The sequence below is a fragment of the Pigmentiphaga humi genome (genome assembly GCF_900606115.1).
In the GTDB taxonomy this organism is placed as follows: Bacteria; Pseudomonadota; Gammaproteobacteria; order Burkholderiales; family Burkholderiaceae_B; genus Pigmentiphaga; species Pigmentiphaga humi.
Map to the genome: position 1 here is coordinate 428,375 of NZ_UWPJ01000005.1, position 19,384 is coordinate 447,758.

The following is a 19,384-nucleotide window of genomic DNA, read 5'->3' on the forward strand; positions in this document are numbered from 1 at the left end:
GGAGACCTGACACCATGTCCGCCATATGGGAAACCATCATTCCTGAGCGCGACCGCGCCGCATCGCGGCTGGCCGGCTTCGGCCGTCCGTCCGGGCTGGGCCGGCGCCCCGCGCTGCTGATCATCGACGTGCAATACCGCACGGTCGGAACGCGGCCGATGCCGTTCGAAGAGGCCGTGCAGGAGTTCGCCACCTCGTGCGGCCAGACCGCCTGGGACGCGATCCCCCACATCGCCGCCCTGCTGGCGCTGTTCCGCGAGCGGAACTGGCCCGTGCTGTACCCGCACGTCGCGCCCAAGTTCGGCTTCGATCAAGGCCGGCTGACCGAGAAGGTCCCGACCATGATGCAGATCCCGCCCAAGGGGTACGAATTCGTCGAGGCCATCGCGCCGCGCGAAGGCGACGTGCTGCTGCCCAAGAAGCACCCCAGCGCATTCTTCGGCACGCCGCTGGCCAGCTACCTGGTCAATACCGGCGCCGACACGCTGGTGGTGACCGGATGCTCGACCTCCGGATGCGTGCGCAGCAGCGTGGTCGATGCCTTCTCGTACAACTACCGGGTCGCGGTGCCGGAAGACGCCGTCTACGACCGCAACCAGACCTCGCATGCGGTCAACCTCTACGACATGGCCGAGAAGTACGCCGACGTCATGGACACCCAGTCATTGCTGGCCGCGCTGTCGGCCCTCGAACCCGCAACCAGGGAGGAAGCAAAGTGAAGAAGTTCTCGCATGGCAACGACCGCTACGATTACAGCGCCATCGTCTCGCGCCCCGTCTACGACTGGCCCGAAGGCAAGCGCCTGGCCGTCTATTTCGCGTTGAACGTGGAAGGATTCGAGTTCGGGCGCAATCCCGGCAACGACTTCACGTCCATGCCGTCGGCGCCCTATCACCGCGGCTATGCCTACCGCGACTACGGCAACCGCGTCGGCGTCTGGCGCATCCTCCGGGAATTCGACAAAGCCGGGTTCCCGCTGGCCGTGCTGGCCAACGGCTCGGTCTACGACGTCTGCCCGGAAGTCCTGGACGCATGCCGCCGCCGCGGCGACGAAATGGTCGGGCACGGCCGGACCAATTCGGAGCGGCAGGCGGACATGGATCCGGAAACCGAACGGACCATGCTGAGCGACGTCAAGGCCCTGTTCGAGCAGCACGAGGGCAAGCCGCCCGGCGGGTGGCTGGGGCCCTTCATCTCGCAAAGCGCCAACACGCCGGAGCTGCTCAAGGAATTGGGCTGGAAGTACATGCTGGACTGGTGGTTCGACGATCAGCCCATGTGGTTCCGCACCGCGAACGGTCCGATCCTGGCCGTGCCCTATCCCTCGATGGAACTCAACGACTTGCCCGCCTACATCAATCGCGGGGCGAGCGACGAGGAGTTCACGCGGATGGCGATCGATGCGTTCGATGAGCAGCTTCAGGAGTCGAAGGAATACCCGATGGTATATTGCCTTTCCCTGCACACGTTCATGACCGGACAGCCGCATCGCATCAAGCAGCTCCGGCAGATCCTGGATCACATCGCCGCGCATCGGGACCAGATCTGGCTGACCACGCCGGGAGCGATCGCCGAGCATGTGGAGAGCCTGCCCCCGGGGACCGTCCCCATGCCTTGAGCGCATGGGGCACCAGAAGCGCCTTCCCACCAGCATGGACATACGCCAGATACGCTGCTTCGTCGCGCTTTATGAAGAAGGCAGCATCACGCGCGCCGCGCGCCGCCTGCACGTCGTGCAGCCCGCGATCAGCCAGCAGATCAAGCGGCTGGAGGCGCATCACGACGTCCAGCTGTTCCTGCGGGACACGCATGGGGTGACGCCGAACGCGCTGGCCCATGAGTTCTACCGGCATTGCATCCGCGTGCTGACCGAGCTCGAACGCGCCGACGCCGTGCTGGCGCGCGGCGCGGACCGGCTCGGCGGCAAGATCGTCGTGGGGGCGCAGGCTTCTTTCCATCAGTTCGTGATGGCGCGGACGCTGGAAGCCTTCGGCGAGCAGTATCCCGAAGTCGAAGTGCTGTCCCGCGACGGCTATCGCAGCGACCTGATCAGCTGGCTGATCGCGGGCGAACTGGAATGCGCGCTGTTGAGCACCACCCAGGACCTGCTCAACATGCAGACCCGGGACATCTCGAACGAAACGCTGGTGGTGGTCGGGCACCGCGACACGCTGGCCGGACGGCAGGCCATAAGCGGCCGCGAGCTCGCCGGATTCCAATTGGTGCTGCCGTCGCGCTACAAATCCATGCGCAATCTCATCGATGCCCAGTTCGGGCTGCAAGGCCTCACGCTGCGGCCCCAGCTCGAAGTCGATTCCCTGCAAAGCCTGCTGCACATCACGCTCAGGCCGGGCTGGCTGTCCATCATTCCACCCATGGCCCTGTCGTCGGAACTCTTCGGCGGCGCATTGCAGAGCGTGGCGCTTCTGGAGCCGGCCATCCGGCGCAAGGTGGTCGTGGCATGGCCCCGGCACAAGTCGCTTCCGGCGCCGGTGCACAAATTCATCGATATCCTGTCCGGCATATTGGCCGACATACCGGGTGTGGAGATCCAGGATCCGGCTCCGGGAAGCGGCGACGCGTAGCGGCGCATCCGCCGGCTCATTTTTCCCGGCGCGCCGCGGCCGCGCGGTCGAGCAGGTCCACGACCTCGGCCTCCGTAACCGGCGAAAAATCGTCGTAGTAAAGACTGACCGCGCGGAAATGCTCCGGCTCGAGCAGGCACAGGACGTTCGAGCGCGGCAACGGCATCCGTGCCAGCGCGTCGGCCGCAGCGACGGGCACGGCCAGCACCACTTGGCGGGCGTCGACGTGCGCAAGGGCGTTGAGCGAAACCTCCACCGTTCCTCCGGTCGCGATGCCGTCGTCCACCACGATGACGGTCCTTCCCGCCAGCGGCACGCTGGGGCGTCCGCGCAGGAATAGGCGCCTGCGTTCCTCGATGAGCTGCAATTGCCGGCGCTCCTCTTCTTCGAGGTAGCCGGGCGGAGGACGGAAGACGTCGATGACGTGCTGGTTCAGCACCCGTTGCGGATGGGCCCCATCCACGATGGCGCCCAGGCCGACTTCGGGCTGCCCGGGAGCGCCGAGCTTGCGGACCAGCAGAATGTCCAGAGGCGCCTGCAGCGCCTCGGCGATTTCATAGCCGACGGGAACCCCGCCGCGGGGCAGCGCCACCACCACAGGATCGTCATTCCTGTAGCGCTGCGCCAGTTGCGCCAGCCGGCGGCCCGCGTCCTTGCGGTCGGCGAAGCGGGTGTCGTGTGCGGAAGAAGAACGTGTGCGCATATCGCGATCCAGGAAGTCCGCACGTTCGCCGGCAAGCTTCGTGCCCACTACGGCACGAAGCTTGCGGAGCGGCGCAGGACAGCCGGAGAGTGCGATGACCGTCCCTGATACCTCCAACCGCCCTGCCGCCGAGGCGGAGCGCCTCGAACAACTGATCCGCGAAGCGGCCGAGCCGCTGCCGGACCCGGACGACCCCGGATTCGGACAACTGTTCGATCGCTACGGCGGCTGCCGCGTGGTGCTGCTGGGCGAAGCCAGCCATGGCACGTCCGAGTTCTATCGGGCGCGGGCGGCCATTACCCGCCGCCTGGTCGATGCGCACGGCTTTCGCATCGTGGCGGTCGAGGCGGATTGGCCCGATGCCGCGGTCATCGACCGGTACGTGCGCCACCTGCCTCCCCGGAAACGCGCAGAGCCCGTGTTCCGGCGCTTTCCGACCTGGATGTGGCGCAACCGCGAGGTCGATGACCTCGTCGGCTGGCTGCGCGAGCACAATGCGGTCTTGCCGCCCGCGCAACGCGCCGGTTTCTACGGGCTCGACATGTACAACCTGGCCGAGTCCATGGCCTCGGTGCTGGAGTACCTCGACCGGATCGATCCGGAAGCGGCCCGGCTCGCCCGCGCGCGCTATGCCTGCCTGACGCCCTGGCAGGACGATCCCGCCGTCTACGGACGGGCGGTCCTGACGCAAGGCTATCAGGCCTGCGAGGAAAAAGTCGTCGCGCAATTGCAGGCGCTTCTCGCCAGGCGCGTGGACTATGCCAGCCAGGATGGCGAGCAGTTCCTCGACGCCGCGCAGAACGCCCGCCTGGTGGCCACGGCCGAGCGCTATTACCGCGTGATGTATGCCGGGGGAGCGGAAAGCTGGAACCTGCGCGACAGCCACATGTTCGAGACGCTGCTGCAACTGCTGCAGGCCCGCGGAGCCGACGCCAAGGCGGTCGTGTGGGCGCACAATTCGCACATCGGCAACGCCGCCGCCACCGACATGGGAAAGGAGCGCGGCGAATGGAACATCGGCCAGCTATGCCGCGAACGCTTCGGCGACGGCGCCGCGCTCATCGGCTTCGGCACGCACCGCGGCACCGTCGCGGCGGCGACCGACTGGAACGGGCCGCTCGAAATCAAGACGGTCCGGCCGTCCCTGCCGGGCAGCTACGAAGCGCTGGCGCACGGCGCGAAAGTGCCGCGTTTCCTGCTCGACCTGCGCGCGCAAGCGCACGGCGCCTTGCGCCGGCAATTGGCCGAACCTCGGCTGGAGCGCTTCATCGGGGTCATCTATCGGCCCGAGACCGAGCGCTACAGCCATTACGCCTACGCATCGCTGCCCGAACAGTTCGACGCCTATGCCTGGTTCGACGAGACCACCGCCGTCCAGCCGCTGGCCTAGAACGAGTGCCGCATACCCAGCTGGAAGGCGTTCGGATCGGAAACGTCGGCCGATCCGACGCCGCTGTTGGCGAAACGGCTGATCTGATAATTGGCGCTGTTCTTGTTGGTGACGTGCGCGTACTGGGCATAGAGCGTGGTGCGTTTGGACAGGCTGTACTCGTAGCCCAGCGTGAACTGGCGCGCATCGTTGCCGGAGGCGGCCGAGGGCCGGGAGGCGTCGAGCAGGCCGATGCTGACTAGCAGGCGGTGGTTCGCGGCCACGTCGTAGGAAGCGCCCAGGGTCCACAGGTTGATCGCGGCGTCGGGGGCGCTGGTGTTGTCGCTGCGCAGGGTCCAGTAGCTCAGGTACAGCTTGAGGGCATCCAGCGCGTAGCTGCCGCCGGCCATCCATTCGTTGGTGGCGTGCACGCCCGCGGCGGGCAGGTCCACGCGGTTCCAGGCCAGTCCGGCGTAGATGGGTCCTTTCTGGTACTGGGCGGCCAGGCCGGTGTGGCGGCCGGTCTTGGATTGCGTGGTGCTCTCGGTGCCCATGCTGTAGAACAGCCCGGCGCGCAGGCCGCCCCAGATGGGGCTGTCGTAGCGTATGGCGTTGTCGGTGCGCGAGGCGCCGGCGGCCATCAGCACCTGGGTGGTGCTGTAGGGCGCGACGTTGAAGGCGTTGGAGCGGATTTTGAGGTCGTAGATGGGGTTGAATTCGCGCCCCAGGGTCACCGTTCCCCAATGGCCCGACAGACCGAGTACCGCGCGGCCGTTGAACAGGCTGCCGACCTGGGTGCCGTCGTCGACGTTCATCCTGCCTTCGAGATTGAACAGCGCCTTCATGCCGTTGCCGAGGTCTTCGGTGCCGCGCAGGCCCCAGCGCGACTGGGTCAGCCCGCCCGACTGCACGCGGTTGGCCTTGTTGCTGCCCGACTTGATGTGTTCGACCGAGACGTCGACGATGCCGTAGAGCGTGACGCTGCTCTGGGCGCAGGCGAGCGTGGGGATGGCGGCGACGGCGGCGGCGGCGAGCAGGCTGGGCAATTTTTTCATGAGTGTCTCCGGGCGCCGGCGGGGCCGGCGCGTGTGCTTGGTGGAATCGGGAACCGGCCGGGCGGCGCTGCCGGACCGGGGCGCAGCCGTCCCCCTGCGCGGTCCGGCGGGACGCGCATGCGGGGGCTGCAAAGGGGAGCCTGGCGGGCGGCGCGAAACGGCTCGCGCGGCCGCGCCGCGGCGTTATTCGATCTTCAGTCCGGCGTTGGCGATGATGGTCTTCCAGGCCTCGTACTGGCTCTGGATGAGCCGTCCGAAATCTTCGGGGGAGCTGTTCACCGGGGTCAGGCCGACGCCGGCGTACTTGGCCTTCACGTCGGGCCGGGCAGCGGCCTGGGCGATAGACCTGGCGATGGCGCTGACGGTGGGGGCCGGCGTGCCGGCGGGCGCCAGCAGGCCTTCGAAGCCGATCAGGTCGAAGTGCTCGAAGCCGGATTCCTTCATGGTCGGCACGTCGGGCGTCAGCGTCGAGCGCGTGGGGCCCGAGATGGCCAGTACGCGCAGCTTGCCCGCCTCGACCTGGGGTGCCAGGGTCGAGTAGCTGGCGAAGATCGACGAGATGCGGCCACCCACCACGTCCATGACCGCGGGCGGCGTGCCTTTGTACGGAACGTGCAGCAGTTCCACCTTGCCTTCTTTGGCCAACAGGCCGCCGAGCAGGTGCGGCGAGGTGCCGGCGCCGGGCGAGGCGTAGGTGTACTTGCCGGGAGCCGCCTTGGCCAGCGCCAGGAACTCGCGCACGCTCCTGGCGGGAATGCCGGCGTTGATGGCCAGCCACAGCGGCGCGTCGGCGGCTTGCGCCACCGGCGCGAAGCTCTTGAGCGGATCGTAGGGCACGTTGCGGTACAGCGAGGGCGCCTGCACGAAAGCGGTCGAGGTGAACAGCAGGGTATGGCCGTCCGGCGCCGCGCGCGCCACCGCCTCGCTGCCTATCATGGTGCCGGCGCCCGGCCGGTTCTCTACGACGACGGGAACGTTCCAGATCTGGCCGAGCGGTTCGGCCAGCGTGCGCGCCGATTGATCCATGGAGCTGCCCGCCGGACCGGGCACGACGATTCTCACCGGGCCGGCGGGAAACGCGCTCGAGGGCTGCGCCAGGGCGCCGGCCAGCGGCATGGCGAGCGCACACGCCTGGATGGCGCGGAGGCAGCTGCGCCGCGCGGCGGAGTGGATGAGGGAAGTGGGCTTCACGATGTCTCCTTGTTGTGCTGCCGGCGCGGGCGTGCCCTGTGCCGGTTGGATGCTACGGCGGCGATCGTCGGCGCGGGAGCGTGCTGCGTCAAAATGGTATCCCGCGGATTGAGACGGGGATTCAGGTCGGGATAATGCAATCCGCTTGCTCTTCGCGTGCCGGTAGTGTGCCAAAAGAAACGATGCGGCAAGGCCTCGGAGAACCCGCCCTTCCCCGTGATCGACCGCAATAATCAAGGGTTTTCGGCCTGTCCGGAGAGCCTGGCCACGCGTCGGTTCCGGCGCTGGCGCATGGGCCGGGCCACGGCGCGGCCGGCGCCCGGACGCCATAATTCCGATAAATAAATGTGATGGCTTGTGAACCACCTTATATGTGGCGGCCGGTCATCGTGAGCCGTTTTTCGGCGTGTTCGCCGTGGTTTCGGCACCCGGGCGCCCTGCCGGCTGGCGGGACCGGAGTCAGCCGGCCGATGCGCCGCGCGCCCCTGCCGGGGCGCCGGCAGGTTGCGGCCCCCCTTGGAACAGTTCCACGATCGCCTGCCTCAGCCATGTGTTGCCCGGCTCCTGGTCATGGCGTTTGTGCCAATACACCATGACGTCGTAGCCGGGCATCTGCACCGGCGGGGCGAAATGGCAGAGGTTCCACCGCCGCGCCACCGACAGCGCGAGATTGCGCGGCATGATGGCGACGACGTCGGTATCGGCCACCAGCTCGGCAATGGCCAGAAAGTGCGTCACCCGCGCCACGACCTGGCCGCTCATGCCGTTGGCGACCAGCATGCGATCGATCAGCATCGAATGATTCGTGCCCGCGACGTTCGGCACCACGTGGCGGGCTCGCTTGAACTCCGCGAGGCTGAGCGCGCCGCGCGGCACCGTGGAGGGCCGCGCCACGCAGGCATAGACATCCGAGAACAGGATCCGGCTGCGCACGCCGGCGATGTCGGGATTGATGGCGCCCAGGGCGAGGTCGATGGTTCCCTTGGAGAGTTCCTGGGCCAGTTCCTCCGGGCTCGCACTGGTGGCGAGCGTCTCCACGCACAGGTGCGGCGCGCGGTGCTGGAGATGGCGGATCAGCCGGGGCAGGAAGGTGTGCTCGCCAATGTCGGTCATCGCCAGGCGAAACACGCGCCGCGCGGTCTCGGGCACGAAGGAGCCCTTTTCCAGCGTCTGGGCGAGGATCTGCAGCGCCTGGGACACCGGACCCACGAGTTCGTCGGCGAAGGGAGTGGGCTCGACGCCCTTGGCCAGCCGCACGAACAGCGGATCGCCGTACATGTCGCGCAGGCGCGCCAGCGCATGGCTCATTGCGGGCTGGCTCAAGCCCAGGGCTTTGCCCGCCGCAGTGAGGTTGCGGGTGCGGTAGATGGCATCGAACAGGTCCAGCAGGTTCAGATCCAGCTTGCGCGACAGCGGCTTGTCCATGTCTTTGTCATTCTTGTGAAGAATGAAAGAGATTCAATCATTTCATTTTACATATATCTACCCCCGAACCTAAGATTCGCTCCACATCGAGTGGAGCGAGACGATGAAAGAATCGATATCCGCCGGCGGGCCCGGGTTCTCCGGGTACGTGCTGGACGACGCGGGCAATGGCAAGTTCCTGGTCGATCGCGGCATCTACCGGGATCCGGAGCTGTTCGAGGCCGAGATGGCCCGCATTTTCGAGAACGGCTGGGTCTATCTGTGCCACGAGAGCGAGCTGGTCCGGCCCGGCGACTATGTGACGCGCTACATGGGACGCCAGCCCGTGGTGGTCAACCGCCGCAAGGACGACAGCATCGGCGCGTTCGTCAATGCCTGTTCGCACCGCGGCACGGTCGTCGCGCCCTTGCGCAAGGGAACCGCCAAGAGCTTCACCTGTAGATTCCACGGCTGGACCTATGCCGAGACGGGCCGCTGCATCAAGATCAAGAACCAGGAGACCGGCGCCTACGCCGATGACGAGAACCTGCGCGCAGGGTTCGGCCTGAAGGTCGTGCCGCGGGTGGAAAGCTACCGGGGTTTCGTGTTCGGCAGCCTGCGCGCCGACGTGGGCGAGCTGCGGGATCAGCTGGGACCGGCCCGGGTCTGGATAGACCTGATGGCCGACCAGTCGCCCGAGGGGCTGGAGGTGGTAGAGGGCGATTCCACCTACGTCATTCGCGGCAATTGGAAGATGGGCGGCGAGAACGGCGTCGACGGCTACCACGTCAGCACGGTCCATCGCGTGTTCGCCGCCACGATGACGATGCGCGAGGAAGCGCGCGGCGGCGCCGGCACGCAAAAGACCGAGGCCGGCCGCATCGTCGGCAGGGTCGAATCCGGCACCGCGGATTTCGGCAACGGACACATCGGCATCTGGGCGCGGCGCTCGACGCCGCAGGCCGCGCCGCTGTACGAGGCCCGCGAGCGGCTGCTGCGCGAGTTCGACGAGCGCAAGGTGGACTGGATGGTCGGCATGGGGCGCAATCTCTATCTGTTTCCCAACATGCTGCTGTTCGACCAGCCCTCGACCCAGATCCGCGTCCTGCGCCCCTTGTCGGCCGACCGCACCGAAGTCCGCATCCAGTGCATCGCGCCGCGCGGCGAAAGTCCCGAGGCCCGGGCCTCCCGCCTGCGCAAGTTCGTGGATTTCTACCTGCCCACGGGCATGGCCACCTCGGACGACATCGCCGCGTTGGAAGACACCGCCGTCGGCGGGGAAGCCAGGCTCAGCCGGTGGAACGACTACGGCCGGGGAGAAAAGGCCATGGTGCCGGGCGCGCAATGCCAGCCGCTGATGGACATAGGCTGCGAGGCGGTCGCGGCTTCCGACAACTGGGACCACGAGGTCTTCTACCAGGGCTACTACCGCCACTGGCTGCGGGCGATGAACGAGGAGCGGGGCTGATGGCCGTCGATACCGACCTGCACGCGCAGGTATCCACCTTGCTGGCCCGGGAGGCCATCTACCTGGACGAGAAGGACTGGGACGCCTGGCTCGGCCTGTTCGCGCCGGACGTCGAGTACTTCGTGCCCGCCTGGCTGTCGGAAGACGTCCTGACCACCGATCCGCGCACGCAGCTGTGCCTGATGCACATGGATTCCCGGCTGGGCCTGGAAGAGCGCGTGTTCCGCATCCGCAGCCGCGACTCGTTCGCATCCCTGCCGCTGGACCGGACCGCGCACCAGACGACCAACATCTTCGTCGCAGGGCAATCCGGCGACGAAATCGAGGTCAAGGCGTCCTGGCTGGTCCATTGCGTGGGGCCGCGCGGCGAGGCCACGCGGGGCGGGCGCTACGACTACACTCTGCGGCGCACGGACGAAGGACTGAAGATCGCCCGCAAGCGCATCGTGATGATCGACGAGAAGATCGAAGGCACGGTCGATGTCTATCACATCTAGGCGGGCGCACCATGCATGACATCACGGCGATCTTCGAGGACGGCCGGACGGTGCGCTTCTCCGCCCGGCCCGGCGAGGTGGTCTACCAGGCTGCCTATCGCGCCTCGGTGCAACTGGCCCACGACTGCCTGGAGGGCGCGTGCGGCGAATGCAAGGCCTGGTGCACGGCGGGCGAGTTCGAGCTGGACGACTACAGCGACGAGGCCTTGTCGCGCGACGAGCGCAGCCAGGGGCAGACGCTGCTGTGCAAGATGCTGCCGCGTTCGTCCTGTGTGGTCGAGCTTCCCTATCCTTCCGGTTTCCAGGCCGGGAGCGCGCCGGCGTCCATCGAGGCGCGGCTGGCGGACATCGAGCGCGTTTCGTCCACGGTCGTGAGGACGCGGCTCGAGACGGCGCAGCCGCTGGACTTCCTGCCGGGCCAGTACGCCAACCTGTCGGTGCCCGGCGCCGGCGTGTCGCGGGCCTATTCGTTCGCCAATCCGCCCGGACGGAACCTCCTGGAGTTCTTCCACAAACTGGTCCCGGAGGGGGCCATGAGCACTTATCTGGCGCAGCGCGCCGCGGCGGGCGATGCGCTCGAGCTGACGCCGCCTTCCGGCCATTTCTACCTGCGCGGGAACGGCCGTCCGCTGCTGATGATCGCCGGCGGAACGGGGCTGGCGCCCTTTCTGTCCATGCTCGGCCAGCTTGCGCGCCGCCCGGAGGCGGCGCCGCCGATCCGGCTGCTGGTCGGGGCCAACGCGGCGGCGGAGTTCTTCGCCGACGAGCAGTTGGCAGAACTGGCCCGTGCCCTGCCGCTCGAGATCGAACGGATCGCCGTTTCCGGCGAAGGATGGGCCGGCGCCACGGGGCATGTCACCGGGCTGTTGCGCGACGACATGCTGCGCGATGCGCCCGACGTCTATCTGTGCGGCCCCCCGCCCATGATCGAGGCCTGCGCCGGATGGCTGGCGGCGCGGGACGTGGATCGACGCCGGGTCCGGGCCGAGAAGTTCCTTCCCTCGGCCTGAACACAGGCCGGATTGCAAGTGACCGCAGTGTCACGCAGTGCCCAACCATACTGGAGACAACCATGCCCAAGTCCGTTCCGTCCGTTCGCACCCGGCACTTCGCCTGTCTGCTCGTGGCCGGCAGCCTGCTGTCCATCCACGCCGCCGCCAGCGCGACAGGGGAAGCCTGGCCCGCCAAACCGATCCGCGTCGTCGTGGCTTTCGCGCCGGGCGGGCTGACCGACATCATTGCCCGGGCCTTTCAGCCGCGCCTGACCGAGATCTTCGGCCAGCCGGTCATCATCGAGAACCGTCCCGCGGCAGGCGGGACCGTGGCCGAAGGCGCCGTGGCGCGCGCGGAGCCGGACGGATACACGCTGCTGATGACCGCCGACGGCGTGCCGGCCAACCCGCATCTCTACAAGGGACTGTCCTACGACATGTTCCGGGACCTCCAGCCGGTCAGCCAGCTGGTCCGCATTCCGCTGGTCATGCTGGTCAATCCGGCCCTGCCGGTGAAGTCCGTCAAGGAGCTGGTTTCGTTCGCCGCCGCCGCGCCGGGCAAGTATTCCTATGCGAGTCCCGGCGCGGGGACCAGCAACCATCTGTTCTTCGAGGTGTTCAAGGACATGACCCGGATCGACATGGTGCACGCACCGTACAAAGGCGGCAGCCCCGCCATGACCGACCTGGTGGGCGGGCACGTGCAGGCGCTGCTGATCTCGGCCACCCTGGCGGTGCCCCAGGCGCTGGGCGGAAAGGTGCGCGCGCTCGCGGTCACCAGCGACAAGCGCATGGAAGCTATGCCGGACGTGCCCACTTTCGCGGAGGCGGGCTATCCCGAGTTCAATCCGCACCAATGGACCGGCCTGTTCGTGCCGGCGGGCACGCCGCCGGCGCTGGTGGCCCGCATCCACCAGGCTTTCGCGAAGGCGGCCGAGGCGCCCGACGTGCGCGCGCGCCTGAAGGAGCTTTCGGCGGATCCCTACATGACCTCGCCCGAGCAATTCGAGAAGAACCTCAGGAAGGACTACGACATGCTGGGCGCCCTGATCGAAAGCAAGGGCATCACGCGCTAGTCTGCGGCCCGCTGCCATAATGCCGATCAGAAAATAAGATGGCATTTGCACCGTGGCCCCTCACCCCAAGCGCCTTGCCGAGCTGCCCAGCCTCGCCCATTTGCGCGTGCTGTCCGCAGTCGTCCAGCATGGCAGCGCGACCCGCGCCGCGGCCGCGCTGTTCCGGGCCCAGTCCGCGGTAACCCGGTCGATCCGAGAGATCGAGCAGGCGCTGGGGGTGCAATTGCTGGAGCGGCGCGCTTCCGGGATGGTTCCCACCGCCATGGGCAAGGCCGTGCTCGAACGCAATGCGCGGATCTTCGCGGAACTGGAGGAGCTGGCCCAGTGGTGCATGCTCCAGCACGGGCGGCCGCGCACGCTGCCGCCGTCCGGCGTGCCGCCCTACCTGCTCAACACGCGCCGCCTGCAATTGCTGGTGACGCTGGCCAGGCACCGCCACATGCCTACCGCCGCGCACGCGCTCGGCATCAGCCAGCCCGCGGTCAGCGCCGCGGTCCGCATACTCGAGAACGGCGCCGGCTTCGCGCTGTTCGACCGCTCGGCCGGCGGCCTGCAGCTCACGGAGAGCGGCGAGCATTTCGTGCTGCACGTGCGCCGCGCATTGAATGAACTGCGCCACGTGCCGGACGATATCGCCGCGGTGAAAGGCAGCATACGCGGGCAGGTGGTGGTGGGCGGACTGCCGTTCGCGCGCGCCCGCATCCTGCCGGAGGCTGTGGCGCGCGTGAGCCGCAGCCATCCGGGCGTGCGGGTGATGACCGACGAGAGCTCCTACGAGGCGCTGGCCGCGGGGCTGCGCGCGGGCGACATCGATTTCATCTTCGGCGGGCTGCGCGGCGCCGAGGCAGCCGGCGGCTTCCACGGCGAATGGCTGATGTCCGAATCCATGGTGGTGCTGGCGCGCAGCGATCATCCGCTGGCCGGCGTCCGCGACCTGACCCTGGGCAAGCTGGGACGCCAGCAATGGATATTGCCGCGCGCCCATACCCCGGCGCGCGAGATCCTCGACGACTTGTTCCAGCGGGCCCGCGCCAAGCCGCCCGAGCCGGCCGTGGAGACCGCCGATTTGGCCATGATCCGCGGCCTGCTGCTGCGCTCGGACATGCTGGCGGTGCTGCCCGCCCAGCAATTGCACTATGAATGCCAGATGGGCAGCCTCGTGGTGCTGGATATTCCGTTGCCGGGCACGGCGCGCGACATCGGCCTGACGATGCGGGCGACGGGCGAACCCTCGCCGGCGGCGCGCACCCTGATCGAGGCCATCCGGAGTGTCGTCGGCGAATCGTCGGGTGCATCCTGAGCGTGGCGGCGCCTGGGGAAAGCCCTAGCAATCTGCTGTGATGGGGCATCTGTTTTATTTATCGGATTTTTCATCCTGCCGATCGGCCGTCGAGATGGACCGCGGCATGGGAGGCGCTTGCCTCCGCATAGTGAAAATTCAATTAAATCAAATAGATAATCCACTAAATCGTACTTTTTCGGCAAGCTGGCGCAGGGGTTTCATGGCCGCCGAAGCGGGTTCGATTCACCCGGTATAAGCGCCGAAAAAAATTATTGGCATCTTGATTTCTCCAAGCCGCGTGGCCATGATGCCGCCACTGGGAAGACGGCAGCGCGCATGGCGCAGACCCCGCGCTCCGATGCGCGATCTTCTTCCCCAGGCGGCGGCAGCCGCCCGCAGGCAACCCTCAGACAAAGCGAGACACCGCATGAGCATCGTTCACGAGCACCTCCATCTCTTTCCGTTCGACGCGCCGCCGACCGTGCTGGCCCGCCGCGAGGAACTGCTGCTGGCCGAGCCGGTGGCGTCCTCGGTCAAGCCGCCGGAAGCGGCGCCGATCACGGCCGTCCATTATTCGCCCGCGTTCACCGAGGCCAAGGGGCCGCAGCGCAACGTGTTCGAAAGCCCCACCCTGCGCATCGAGCGGCATTCCATGACCGGCGGCCGGCAGCGCTTCTACCATCGCAATACCGGGGCCGACGAGATCTCCTATCAGGTGGACGGCAAGCGCCTGTTGATGACCGAGTGCGGCTCGGTCGACCTGGTGCCCGGCGAATTCGTGCGCCTGCCCAACGGGGTGGCGCACGACAACTACGGCCGGCAGGACATCCATTTGCTGATCTACGTGTCCGAGCCCGCGGTCGAGCTGCAGCCGGCCAGCCGCGCCTCGGAGTACCTCGAGCAGCAATTCCCCGAGTGGACGCCGGCGGTGGTCAACGAACTGGTCTCCAAAGACCTCGCCGGCCCGGGGCAGTATCTCGTGCTCGCGCCGGCCGACGAGGCGCTGCTGCTGGGCAATGCCCGCAGCGATCCGCGCCGCCTGTCGGTGATCCAGCTCGACGATGCGCAGCAGGGCCTTGCGTGGGTATACCGCTCGGCCCACGTCTGGATAGGCAGAACACTGCGCGACGCCTCGGACGGTCGCGTCTATCAGCGCCACCTGAACGCCGACGAGGTGCAGTACCAGGTACGCGGCCGCCGCACCCTGATCACCCAGCGCGGCTGCCTGGACATCGAGCCGGGGGATTTCGTGCGCATCCCGCATGGCGTGGCATTCACCAGCATCCACCACGAGCCCAGCGAATACCTGGTGCTGGCCTCGCGCCACGACGTGGCGCAGGCGGCCGAAAGCAACAAGCAGAGCCGCAAGCCCGACGCCGCCGAGGTGGAGCGGCTGCGCGCGGGTTGAACGCGATTCCGCTACCGACAACGACGAGAGACATCCATGACATCGATGACCGCCGCCCGGGCCTACGCCACGGGCGAACTGAAGCTCGAGAAGATCGCCGTGCCCGAACCCGGCCCCGGCGACGTGCTGGTGAAAGTGGCCAGCGCCGGCATCGCGCCGGGCATTGCCAAGCTGCTGGCCAAGGGGCGCTTCCGCCACCTGCCGACCACGCTCGGCCACGAGATCGCCGGAACGGTGGCCGAGGCGGGCGCCGGGGTGGACCGCGCGCTGCTGGGGCAGCGCGTGCGGGTATCGCCCAATCTGACCTGCGGCCATTGCGAGTTCTGCCTGACCGGCCGCGAGCCCATGTGCGAATCCACCGCCATGATCGGCCATGCCTCGTTCGGCTCCGGCCCGATGCCGCTGTACGAGCGCTACCACGACGGCGGCCTGGCGGACTACGTGCGCGTGCCCGCCACGCATATCGACCGGCTGCCGGACAACGTCAGCTTCGACCTCGGCGCCAAGCTGCACGACCTGGGCAATGCGGTGCGCGCATTGAGCCAGACCGGCATGGCGCCCTCGGGCCGGCTGGTCATCACCGCGGCGACCGGCACCATGGGCACGGCCTCGATCAAGTTCGCGCGTTTCTTCGGCGCCCGCGAATTGGTGCTGGTGGCGCGTTCGGCGCAGCGGCTGGAAGCGCTGCGGCCGCTGGCCGGCGGCCTGCCGGTGCGCACGGTGGCGCTGGAGGAACTGCCGGACTGGGAAGAGAACGACGGCCTGGCGAAGCGCCTGCAGGCATTGCTGCCCAACGGCGCCGACGCGGTGCTGGACTTCTTCCCCTCCGGCCCCGGAACGGCCCAGGCCATGGCTGCGCTGGCGACCGGCGGCGCGCTGGTGCACATGGGCGGCAACATGTCCATGCTGCCGTTCTCGATCCGCGACATGATGCACCACTGCTGGCGCTTCGTCGGCACCCGCTCGTGCACCAAGGCCGACACCGCCATGGTGCTGGAGTTGCTGGCCTCCGGGCAGGTGCAGGCCGACGACCTGATCACCCACCACTATCCGCTGTCGCGCCTGCAGGAGGCCATGGAGGCCACCGCCAGCCGCAAGGAGCCCATCTGGATGGCCATCGTCCATCCCGACGGCGCGGCCGCCTGATTCGCGCATCGCCCGGACTGCTTATGACCGATACCCCCATGCACCCCTACCGACGTTTCTCCCTGGCCGAGCGCGACCGCAGATGGCGGGCGGTGCGCCAGCTCATGGCGCGCGAAGGATTGAGCGCGATCATCGCCCCGCCCAACCCCGGCAACTCCACCGACTGGCAGGCCGATACCCGCTATCTGTCGCATTGCGGCGGCGGCGCCGACACCTCGATCGGCGTGGTTTTCCCGCTCGACGGCGAGGTGACCGTGGTCGCCACCTCGGCGCGCGAGCGCTGGGGGCCGCTGGTGCAGGATTGGGTGAGCGACGTCCGGACCGTGAACCGCCAGTTCGGCGCGGCCATGGGCGAGCGCCTGCTGGAGCTGGGGCTGGACGGCAGCCGCATCGGCGTATGCGGCCTGGAGGGCGGCACGCGCACCCCGGAAGGCACGATCATGCACGGCACCTACCGCGCGCTGGCCGCGGCGGTGCCCAACGCCACTTTTATCGACGCCAGCGAGCTGATGCAGGACGTGCGCGAGATCAAGAGCGAAGAAGAGATCGCCGTCCTGCAATGCTCGATCGACCTGGTCGAGCGCGCGCTCGATGCCCAGCTCGCCGCCGCCCAGCCCGGCGTGCCGGACTACGTGGTGTGGGCCGAGACCATGCACGCCATGTTCCGGCGCGGCTCGGAGCTGTCGGTGCACTTCAACTGGGTCAGCGGCGCGAACCCCGGCCGCACCCTGACGCGCCCCACCGCGCGCCCGTTGCGCGAGGGAGACCTGATCCTGGGCGAGATCGAATCCTCGGTGATCGGCTACCGCGCCCAGCGGCTGCCGGTGGTGGCGGTGAACCGCTGCCCGCCGCTGATCGCCGAGCTGTCGGCGCTGCACGGCGAGATGTATGCCGGGCTGATGGAAACCCTCAAGCCGGGCGTGACCGTGCGCGAGATGATCGACGCCACCGTCGCCCTGACGCGCCGCGCCGCGCCGCGCCGCGGACCGCTGGCCGGCGCGCGGGCGTCGCTGATCCTGCACGGCCGCGGCCTGGGCGACGACCGTCCGCTGGTGCTGACCAAGCTGGACGGCGAGCCCTTCTACGGCGCCACCCTGCGTGCGCTGGAGGCCCGCTTTCCCGAGAACGGCGTCTACATCTGCAAGCCCTCGGTGGCGACCGCGGACGGCCGCGTCGAATTCGCCTGGGGCGATACCGTCCGCGTGACCCCCGGCGGCGCGCGCCGCATGGGCAGCATGCCGCACGGCGTGCAGGTGTCGGAGGCCCGGCCCTTTGCGGACTGGCCGCAGGACGTCACGGTCTACGGCTCGGCGGCCTGAGCGCCGGCCCCGCAAGGCGCGGGGCGCGGTCAGCGGTTCTTTACCGCGACGAAGGCCGCCGTGTCGTAGGGAACGGCCACCTCGGGCCGGCCGTGCAGTTCCGGCTCGGCGTCGATCAAGGCCCTGAGCTGCGTGTCCACTTGCGTCCGTTCCCGTTCCGGCAAGGCGGCGATGAAACTGGTCGAACGCACCCGGTCGAGGATGACGTGCTCGGGCGGGCCGGCGTGGCGGTTGGGATAGTGGCGCTCGTCCAGCGGACCGAAGCCGGCGTGCGGGAAGGCCGCGCGCCAGGCCCCGGTATAGAAGCGCGGCGCGTCGTTCTCGTAGGCATTGACGATCGCGTCCAGCCGCGCCACCCATGGCACGCGCGCATCGCGCATATTCCACACCAGGGCGAGCCGTCCGCCCGGCTTGAGCACGCGGTGGATCTCGTCCAGCGCGGCGGCATGGGCGAACCAGTGGAAGGCCTGGGCGCAGACCACTGCGTCGGCTGAGGCGTCGGGCAGCGGGATCGCCTCGGCCGTGCCTGTCAGCGCGCGCACGCCGGGCAACGCGGCCGTGAGCTTGTCGAGCATGCTCGGCACCGGTTCGACGGCAATCACCGTGGCGCCGGTGGCGGCCAGGCGCGGCGTGAACTTGCCCGTGCCCGCGCCCAGGTCCACGACGGTCGTGCCGGCGCGCAGGCCCACGGCATCGCGCAGCCAGCCGTCGATCTGCGTTGGGTAATCCGGCCGGCCGCGCACATAGGCGTCGGCCTGCTGGGTATAGCCGTCGGCGGCGGCGTGGTGGATGGTCGAGGGGCGTTCCATGTCTGTCTCCTTCCGGGCCGGCTGAGCGGTCTCGCCGGGTTGCGGGCATGCGGATCGGCGCTTGGCGCGCGCGTCAGTCGAAGCCGCCGTCTTCATCGAGCGCCAGCGCGACGGCGGCTTCGGCGTGCAGCCGGGTGGTGTCGTAGCCGGCCAGCGGAAGGGCCGCGCCTTCCAGCAGCAGGGGAAGTTCGGTGCAGCCGATGACGACCGCCTGCAGGCCGGCGAGCCGCATGCCGTCGACGATGGCCAGCACCCGCTGGCGCGAGCGCGGGTCGATGCGGCCCTGGGTCAGCTCGTCGGCGATGATGGCGTCGAGCGCCGCGCGATCGTCATCCGGAGGCGGTACCAGTTCGATGCCTTGGCTGCGGTACCAGTCGCGGTAGGCGCCGGGTCCGGTCACGTGGCGGGTGCCGATCAGGCCGGCGCGCGCGATGCCCGCCGCCTGGAGCGCGGCCACGGTCGGCGTGCCGATGTGCAGCAGCGGCAGGTCCACCGCCGCCTGCACCTGGCTGGCGAAGTTGTGCGCGGTATTGGCGGTCAGGAGGAAGAACTCCGCGCCGGCGCGCTTCAGGCGCATGCCGGCCTGCGCGATGGCGTCGGCGACCTCGTCCCAGCGGCCGGCCGCGCCGGCCTGCAGCAGCGGCTCGAACTCCAGCGTGACCATGACGCTGGCGGCATTGTGGTGGCCGCCCAGCCGGCGCTGCATGGCCTGGTTGAGCAGGCGGTAATAGAGCGCCGATGATTCCCAGCTCATGCCCCCTATGAGGCCGATCAGGCGTGCCATGGCTGCTTCTCTCCTGTTCCGTTCACCGCATTGTGGATAGCGTTGGATAGTATGCAGAAACGGCAGGACGCGGCAACGGCGCAGGCTTGCTCCGCGGGCCGCCATAGCGTTGCCGGACATATCTATCTGTATACAGATAATTCCCCGGACTTCATCCGAGGCGGATAAATAGCCCAAAATTAATGCGGGTTATCCCGATATTTCGCTGTTTTGGATTCGGGCGCACAATCAGTCTGTATACAGCTTGAATCAGGCCATGGGTCTGGGCGCCATCGTGGCCGAGCCCCGCCAGGCCA

Annotated in this window: 18 protein-coding genes; 12 read left to right on the plus strand and 6 right to left on the minus strand. The window is 68.2% G+C overall.

Annotation, left to right across the window (positions count from 1 at the left end):
- The first annotated feature begins 14 nt into the window (after positions 1-14).
- From PIGHUM_RS02285 to PIGHUM_RS02295, 3 genes are read left to right on the plus strand one after another with little or no spacing between them, the layout of a single operon-like run.
- The gene (locus tag PIGHUM_RS02285; protein WP_124077616.1) at positions 15-719 is read left to right on the plus strand and encodes an isochorismatase family protein; all 705 of its coding nucleotides are present in this window, start codon (positions 15-17) and stop codon (positions 717-719) included.
- A complete protein-coding gene (locus PIGHUM_RS02290; RefSeq protein ID WP_124077617.1) occupies positions 716-1,618 on the plus strand; it encodes a polysaccharide deacetylase family protein in 903 nt (300 codons plus the stop codon). Before PIGHUM_RS02285 ends, PIGHUM_RS02290 begins: the two co-directional genes overlap by 4 nt.
- A 34-nt stretch (positions 1,619-1,652) precedes the next feature.
- Complete coding sequence (locus PIGHUM_RS02295) at positions 1,653-2,585, plus strand: LysR family transcriptional regulator (RefSeq protein WP_160142110.1); 933 nt, start codon at positions 1,653-1,655, stop codon at positions 2,583-2,585.
- A 16-nt stretch (positions 2,586-2,601) separates the two neighbouring features.
- Here the strand turns inward: PIGHUM_RS02295 and PIGHUM_RS02300 are convergent, their stop codons facing one another.
- The gene (locus tag PIGHUM_RS02300) at positions 2,602-3,288 is read right to left on the minus strand and encodes a phosphoribosyltransferase (RefSeq protein ID WP_124077619.1); all 687 of its coding nucleotides are present in this window, start codon (positions 3,286-3,288) and stop codon (positions 2,602-2,604) included.
- Between the two features lie 94 nt (positions 3,289-3,382).
- Between PIGHUM_RS02300 and PIGHUM_RS02305 the strand changes: the two genes are divergently transcribed.
- A complete protein-coding gene (locus tag PIGHUM_RS02305; protein WP_124077620.1) occupies positions 3,383-4,678 on the plus strand; it encodes an erythromycin esterase family protein in 1,296 nt (431 codons plus the stop codon).
- On the opposite strand, the gene PIGHUM_RS02310 is transcribed toward PIGHUM_RS02305, so the two are convergent.
- The 3 genes from PIGHUM_RS02310 to PIGHUM_RS02320 all read right to left on the minus strand — a co-directional run bounded on the left by PIGHUM_RS02310 (position 4,675) and on the right by PIGHUM_RS02320 (position 8,328).
- Positions 4,675-5,712 carry a porin gene (locus tag PIGHUM_RS02310; RefSeq protein WP_124077621.1) on the minus strand — a complete coding sequence of 346 codons (1,038 nt, stop codon included), beginning with the start codon at positions 5,710-5,712 and terminating at the stop codon, positions 4,675-4,677. The two genes, PIGHUM_RS02305 and PIGHUM_RS02310, sit on opposite strands and share 4 nt — an antisense overlap.
- A 183-nt stretch (positions 5,713-5,895) precedes the next feature.
- Positions 5,896-6,903, minus strand: coding sequence for a Bug family tripartite tricarboxylate transporter substrate binding protein (locus PIGHUM_RS02315; protein WP_160142111.1), 1,008 nt, complete (start codon positions 6,901-6,903; stop codon positions 5,896-5,898).
- A gap of 459 nt (positions 6,904-7,362) precedes the next feature.
- Entirely contained in the window at positions 7,363-8,328 is a 966-nt protein-coding gene (locus tag PIGHUM_RS02320; protein WP_124077623.1) for a LysR family transcriptional regulator, read from the minus strand.
- 103 nt (positions 8,329-8,431) lie between these two features.
- Here PIGHUM_RS02320 and PIGHUM_RS02325 point away from each other — a divergent pair, with 103 nt between their 5' ends.
- The 8 genes from PIGHUM_RS02325 (at position 8,432) to PIGHUM_RS02360 (ending at position 17,495) form a co-directional block, all read left to right on the plus strand.
- Positions 8,432-9,775, plus strand: a complete 1,344-nt coding sequence (locus PIGHUM_RS02325) for an aromatic ring-hydroxylating oxygenase subunit alpha (RefSeq protein WP_124077624.1) — start codon at positions 8,432-8,434, stop codon at positions 9,773-9,775.
- Positions 9,775-10,272 carry an aromatic-ring-hydroxylating dioxygenase subunit beta gene (locus tag PIGHUM_RS02330; RefSeq protein ID WP_160142112.1) on the plus strand — a complete coding sequence of 166 codons (498 nt, stop codon included), beginning with the start codon at positions 9,775-9,777 and terminating at the stop codon, positions 10,270-10,272. Before PIGHUM_RS02325 ends, PIGHUM_RS02330 begins: the two co-directional genes overlap by 1 nt.
- 11 nt (positions 10,273-10,283) lie before the next feature.
- Positions 10,284-11,282, plus strand: a complete 999-nt coding sequence (locus PIGHUM_RS02335; RefSeq protein WP_124077626.1) for a 2Fe-2S iron-sulfur cluster binding domain-containing protein — start codon at positions 10,284-10,286, stop codon at positions 11,280-11,282.
- Positions 11,283-11,344: 62 nt separating this feature from the next.
- Positions 11,345-12,340 (plus strand): Bug family tripartite tricarboxylate transporter substrate binding protein, encoded by a 996-nt coding sequence (locus tag PIGHUM_RS02340; protein ID WP_160142113.1) that lies wholly within the window; start codon positions 11,345-11,347, stop codon positions 12,338-12,340.
- Positions 12,341-12,392: 52 nt separating this feature from the next.
- Positions 12,393-13,640 carry a LysR family transcriptional regulator gene (locus tag PIGHUM_RS02345; protein ID WP_124077628.1) on the plus strand — a complete coding sequence of 416 codons (1,248 nt, stop codon included), beginning with the start codon at positions 12,393-12,395 and terminating at the stop codon, positions 13,638-13,640.
- Positions 13,641-14,049: 409 nt separating this feature from the next.
- Positions 14,050-15,030, plus strand: a complete 981-nt coding sequence (locus PIGHUM_RS02350) for a hypothetical protein (protein WP_124077629.1) — start codon at positions 14,050-14,052, stop codon at positions 15,028-15,030.
- A 36-nt stretch (positions 15,031-15,066) separates the two neighbouring features.
- The gene (locus PIGHUM_RS02355; RefSeq protein ID WP_124077630.1) at positions 15,067-16,176 is read left to right on the plus strand and encodes an alcohol dehydrogenase catalytic domain-containing protein; all 1,110 of its coding nucleotides are present in this window, start codon (positions 15,067-15,069) and stop codon (positions 16,174-16,176) included.
- A gap of 23 nt (positions 16,177-16,199) precedes the next feature.
- On the plus strand, positions 16,200-17,495 hold the full coding sequence (locus PIGHUM_RS02360) for a M24 family metallopeptidase (protein ID WP_124077631.1): 1,296 nt from the start codon (positions 16,200-16,202) through the stop codon (positions 17,493-17,495).
- A 29-nt stretch (positions 17,496-17,524) separates the two neighbouring features.
- Here the strand turns inward: PIGHUM_RS02360 and PIGHUM_RS02365 are convergent, their stop codons facing one another.
- Together PIGHUM_RS02365 and PIGHUM_RS02370 are read right to left on the minus strand one after the other, a co-directional pair.
- A complete protein-coding gene (locus tag PIGHUM_RS02365) occupies positions 17,525-18,304 on the minus strand; it encodes a class I SAM-dependent methyltransferase (RefSeq protein ID WP_124077632.1) in 780 nt (259 codons plus the stop codon).
- Positions 18,305-18,377: 73 nt separating this feature from the next.
- On the minus strand, positions 18,378-19,088 hold the full coding sequence (locus PIGHUM_RS02370) for an aspartate/glutamate racemase family protein (RefSeq protein WP_124077633.1): 711 nt from the start codon (positions 19,086-19,088) through the stop codon (positions 18,378-18,380).
- Positions 19,089-19,384 lie beyond the last annotated feature (296 nt).